Source organism: Pseudoalteromonas sp. BZB3 (genome assembly GCF_040104455.1).
GTDB lineage: Bacteria > Pseudomonadota > Gammaproteobacteria > Enterobacterales > Alteromonadaceae > Pseudoalteromonas.
Genome location: NZ_JBECOS010000023.1, coordinates 1 through 5435, shown reverse-complemented (window position 1 = coordinate 5435; position 5435 = coordinate 1). Strand labels below are relative to the sequence as shown.

Sequence of the window (5435 nt, the reverse complement as noted above, 5' to 3'; positions counted from 1 at the left end):
TTATCCGACATCAAACTAAAGAAAAAACGGGCGCGAGTGAAGATTGAGTGACTAATGTTTTATGCTGAAAATAATTCGGCAGAAATTCACTCGCGCACTTTACAACGGCTGACTAATGGGTGACCCCTTTGATTCTTTAAAGGGCATATATGAATGCCCCATCCACTCTTTATTATTTAATCAAGGTAGTCAGGTAAAGATGACATATCTATCACAATAAGCGCATCGTAGTTTTCACTAAGTACCACTTCAGCATTACCCTGTCCCCACTCTTTTGCCCGCGTTTGAGTATGTAGCCAATCATCACTGCTCCCACTTTGATTTTCTTTACTCAAGGGTAAAAAAAGCGGTGCTAAACTTGTAGCATGGACAATTGACTCTAAAGAATCACGTTGGTGCGAAGTCACAGGTATTGGTTGTCTATTGTTGTTACCGCTTTCACCAGAGAGCATATATATACCAACCGTGTATAGCTCATCTGAATAGTAGTCGTTTAGTAAGGCCCCCATAAATTTATCTTGATAATATTGGCTTGGGTAGGATTCTGAAATATGAAAGTTATGTGCCCAAATAACCATTTTTTCATTCGGGTACATTTCTTCTGCAAGCGTAATAAAATTCTCCGCCATGCCCGTATCTCTTGCCTTCATTCCTGCGCTCACGCCCCCTTCAATATCAGCTTTTAACATCAACAATCTAAAGTGCTGTGACTTGGCAATCGCGGTAGGTAAAACAAAGTCATTTCCAAGACTCTCAAAATAATGAGTTATTAACTCTAAGCTTGCGATTGCATCTAAATACGTATCTTCAAATTGCTCACACTGTTTGTTATCTCTACACCGAATACCTGCCTCACCTGTGTTTATGTATTGCTGTAAATGAGTAGTGAGATCGAAATTAGGAGTCAGTTGGTTTTGCGTAATAATTTGCTCGTAATAGTCGTGAAGACTTGAAGCTGGGTAATTGCCACTAGAAAACTGTACATCATACCCTGCTAACTTTAACGGCCTGTCGGTACTTTGAGTCTCTATTATATAATCGAATAACTCTAGCACTTCATCACTATGCCAAATACCAAAAGCACAGCTCGTTAGCAGTGGTTGTGCTGTTTTAATGTTAGTTTCTAGCTTTAAATTACAGCTATACATAGAGCTTTCAAAAGCCACTACGTTGTAATCGTGATTCCGATGAAGGTACTTTATCAGTCTGGTTTTTATTTGGTTCATTTGTTTAGAACCATGAGTGCTTTCACCTAGTTGTACAATCCGCTTGTCATTAAAGTGCGCAGTTATTTGGGCCAAATCACTAGTATTATTATTGTCGGTTAATGAATCTAGCTGCATGGCATGCGTCACAACATATTGTTCATAAGCAGGCGTATTTACAGAATCTGTAGACGTTGAAGTTGATACCTCTGTGACTACACTATCGTTTTGCGTAGTGCTGCTACCTCCACCACAGCCAAACATAAAAATGGCAGTTGCTAATGTGGCGACATGTTTAAATTGCGACTTCATCCTAACTCATCCTTGTTGCTGTTTTAGGTATATAAAATAACGAATTAACTAATATGTCAAATGTGCTTACAGTAAAACCATAACTCAAAACTGACCATATATACTTCTTCAACGCTCAGATCAGCGTCACGTGTATAGAACAAAATACCTCCTATTAATTCAAATTCAACTATCTACTGCATGCTTATGCTTCTTCTTTTTCGAAATAATAAATACCAGCAAGTTAGGAGTTTCTGGATTCGCTCAATTTGAAATAACCATAGCTCTTCAGAACGTAGCCACCATCGTCGTGTACTTTGGCATGGTGAGTCTTCTTTCTTGCGCAACCTATTTCATCAGAGCAACTGGCAGCCTGTGCTATTGGCGTAAAGTTTTTTCTAGTCGCAGCACTGTGCAACCAGCTCGATTTGCTTTGATGGTATGCCAGAAGAATGAATGTACTGTCATATCATTCTAAGTTAGCTACTGCAGGGGTCCGTGTGACATTGGGAGTACTGTTTGCGATAAGAACCAGTCTAATTATATGGCTGTGGCCCCACTGGTTCATTGTTTACTTTTCAATCTTAACTTCCTATTTTTCAAGTTTGGCATCGTGATTGCTCTTTAGCTAAGAGGCTTCTTTGTTAGCACCACTTTTAGAGAAATATCGGTCATCTAAAAAGTTACTAGTCATAACTTAGCAAGTAATGAACATGTCAAAGTTGCCTCAAAAAGATTAAAACAGGAAGGTATAGCATGAAAAATATTGCCTACATAGCCACCGCTTTCCCGGTACTGTCAGAAACTTTTATTGGCAATGAAATCAGGGCCTTGAAGCGCCTTAACCATAATGTAAAGCTGGCAACATTTAGCCTATCTAAAGATAGTGGTCAGGAAGCTGATATCCGTCTTGCAAGAGAAGCTATCGAGCTTAGGTCCATACATTGGACAGAAACTTTTAAAACACTAATAAGTTCAAAAGCAGGCTTGCAAAATGCAATGCAATTTGTAAATAAACAAAATGGTCTGCCAAAGAGATCTCTACTTTGGTATGGCGCAAAATTCGCAACCTTTGTTAGGAAGTCAGGATGTGAACATATTCATGCGCACTTTGGCTTGTCTAGTACAGCTACGGCGATTGTGGCCGCAAAATTGATACACACTCCCATTTCGTTTACCTGTCACGGCTACGATATATATAAGACTCCTGCGGACTTACCTCTTAAGCTTTCAAACGCTACATTTGCGGTGGCGGTATGCGACATGATGAAGGAGGACATGCTTAAACTCGCTCCTGATGCGAATGTGTTACGAGTTCGCTGTGGTGTCGATGCTACCAACATAAACCAATATAAAGCACCAAACTATAATACTAAGCGCTTGATATACATCGGAAGGCTTTCAGAAACCAAAGGCCTGCCAGTTTTACTACAGGCACTTGCTTCATTACCAACCGATGAACGGCCTAGTGTGGATATCGTCGGCGACGGCCCTTTAAAAGAAGATCTCGAAACGCTAGCTCGTCACCTGAACTTAGACTCTTGTATCTCTTTTCTTGGCCCAAAAAAAAGTCACTGGATAAATAATAATTATGTACATTACAGTGGCCTAGTTGCTCCATTTATTGTGACGCCTTTCGGAACACAAGATACTGGACCACTTGTTATTAAAGAAGCAATGATGTTCAAGCTGCCGATCATTACAACCGATATTCGCGCTTGCCTAGAAATGCTGGACAATAAAGTAGCAAACAACCCTCTAGCAATGGTAGTAAAAACAGGGTGCTCTCTTTCGCTGGCTAATGCGCTGAGAGATTTCTTAGCCATTAGCGCAGAAGCCAAACAGCTTATGGCACAAAACGCGTTTGAGCACCTCATGAAAAATTTCGTGATAGATGACCAAGTTAAGCAACTCTCAAATGCTTTTGAGAACATTAAGTGAAAGTACAGACATGAATTATCTAGCCTTCAAATATCGTCTAAGTACACTTTTCGAAACACAAAGCGCACTTGCTCAGCAAGCTTGCTATGCCTTGGGGATTATTCTCTCTAAAGCGATTAGTTTATTTCTATTGCCATTTGTTGCCAACAAGTTAGGGCTTGTGGAATTCGCCCGACTTGAAACACTCATAGCTCTTCTGAACGGAGCCACCATCGTCGTGTGCTTTGGCATGGTGAATCTTCTTTACCGACAAGTTGGGAAGGCTAGCAAAACAGAAAGTAAACACGAGATAGCCGCTGAACTCGTCGGAACCTCACTCTTAATTGCAGCCTGTTTAATGTTAAGTGTGTTAACGTTGTCACCCGTTCTTTTGCCTGTGGTTAAAGAGCTCATAGAACTATCTTTGCTAGAGCTAGTCTTGTGTACACTGATATTAACCTTAGAAGGAACGATAGGGCTGAGTCTAGCTTGGCTAAGAATGGAAGAGAAAGCATTCCTATTCCTGCGCTCTATGCTTACTCGCACCGTTCTTTACTGTGTTCTTACAGTCGTTGGCTTACAACTCGGCTACGGTCTAACTCTTATGCTCGCTGCAGCATTTATTGCGAGTCTTGTCCAAGTTATCGAATTACTCATTTATCAAAAAATGAGTACCGGGATTCAATTTCGTTCTCAAACCACCATGCAAACCCTTAAATACGGTTGGCCTTTTGTGATAAGTGGATTAGCGATGTACGCAAGCCAAGGAATGGAAGTCGTCATTCTTGCGCAACATATTTCACCAGAGCAACTGGCAGCCTATGTAATTGGCGTAAAGTTTTTTCTAGTCGCTGCACTGTGCAATCAGCCCTATTTACTTTGGTGGTATGCCAGAAGAATGAATGTACTGTCAGATCATTCTAAATTAGCTACTGCAGGAGTCGGTGCGACATTGGGAGTACTGTTCGCGATGACAACCAGTCTAATTGTATGGCTCTGGGCCGACTGGTTAATTCGGCTTTTGTTCGCTCCAGAGATACAAGAAGCAATGGATTTCTTACCCTGGCTGCTTATCGCAGGTGTGCTTAAACAATGGGGAGCACTCTATAACTTGGGTTGCTTTAGTCATGAGAAAAGTCACACTCAAATGTATATTGAAATATCAACTGGCGCCTTCTGCGCACTCTCCTTCCCTATAATGATCTCTATGATGGGGATTAAAGGCGCCTTGTACACTTTCGTCATTAGTCAGCTATTGCGGCTTATCGCATACTGGGTAATTAGCCAGCACTTACTTACTGTTAGGTATCCGTTCGGGTTACTAACGCGAGGAATGTTTGGCTTATCACTTATTTTAATAATGGCGGGCAGTATTCAAAGCTTTTTACTAAAGCATGAATACACGGAAGGATTCTTTCTTTTAATTCCAACTATCACACCTATTATTGCGTCACTTGCCTGCGCGCTATGGTTGTTTAAACTAGGAGAGCCGCACGCACAAAACCTCTAATAAAAAATATAGATAAATTGGACGATGTGTGATTATTGCTGTTATCTGACGGAAACAGCCTCACCTGTTCCTTATCCGAATTTTGGTGTTTAAAGAACAACGACTCTCTAATACATTTATTTGAGGTGAGCCAACCCTTTACAAGTTGTTGTTCCGCTTTTAGCCGATGGAGTTTCTCTTTCATTACCAGCGTGGGCATCACTACCGTAGCCACTGACATGTAATGTACTCAATAATACTAAGCCGATTGTTTTTAGATTTATTTCAACATTCTAATTAAGATGTAACTCCACCCAATTTAGTACGGCTCTTTTGTAGAATTTTATGCAGCCTCAAGATAACCAATTGGTGTCATATCACCAAGTGAATCATGAGGTCGCTTATAATTATAAATATCTAACCATTCATCTGTGATTTCACGTACTTCTTGTAGTGACTCAAACAAGTATAAATCTAGCACCTCTTCACGATAACTTCGGTTAAATCTTTCCACAAAGCCATTTTGATAA

The 5435-nt window shown here is 40.6% G+C and carries 4 protein-coding genes; 2 read left to right on the top strand and 2 right to left on the bottom strand.

Annotated elements, in window-relative coordinates:
* Window positions 1–176: 176 nt before the first annotated feature.
* Window positions 177–1517, bottom strand: a complete 1341-nt coding sequence (locus ABMY35_RS20725; protein ID WP_349287968.1) for an erythromycin esterase family protein — start codon at window positions 1515–1517, stop codon at window positions 177–179.
* A 735-nt stretch (window positions 1518–2252) separates the two neighbouring features.
* Here ABMY35_RS20725 and ABMY35_RS20720 point away from each other — a divergent pair.
* Together ABMY35_RS20720 and ABMY35_RS20715 are read left to right on the top strand one after the other, a co-directional pair.
* Entirely contained in the window at window positions 2253–3437 is a 1185-nt protein-coding gene (locus ABMY35_RS20720) for a glycosyltransferase family 4 protein (protein ID WP_349287967.1), read from the top strand.
* A gap of 10 nt (window positions 3438–3447) precedes the next feature.
* The gene (locus ABMY35_RS20715) at window positions 3448–4926 is read left to right on the top strand and encodes an oligosaccharide flippase family protein (RefSeq protein ID WP_349287966.1); all 1479 of its coding nucleotides are present in this window, start codon (window positions 3448–3450) and stop codon (window positions 4924–4926) included.
* Window positions 4927–5248: 322 nt separating this feature from the next.
* Here the strand turns inward: ABMY35_RS20715 and ABMY35_RS20710 are convergent.
* Window positions 5249–5435 (bottom strand): transposase (locus tag ABMY35_RS20710; protein ID WP_349287965.1); only part of this gene is annotated, 187 nt, incomplete at its 5' end.

Excerpts from the sequence above, each read along its gene's own strand:
- ABMY35_RS20725 (WP_349287968.1), bottom strand. The coding sequence starts at position 1,517 with ATGAAGTCGCAATTTAAACATGTCGCCACATTAGCAACTGCCATTTTT.
- ABMY35_RS20715 (WP_349287966.1), top strand. The coding sequence starts at position 3,448 with ATGAATTATCTAGCCTTCAAATATCGTCTAAGTACACTTTTCGAAACA.
- ABMY35_RS20720 (WP_349287967.1), top strand. The coding sequence starts at position 2,253 with ATGAAAAATATTGCCTACATAGCCACCGCTTTCCCGGTACTGTCAGAA.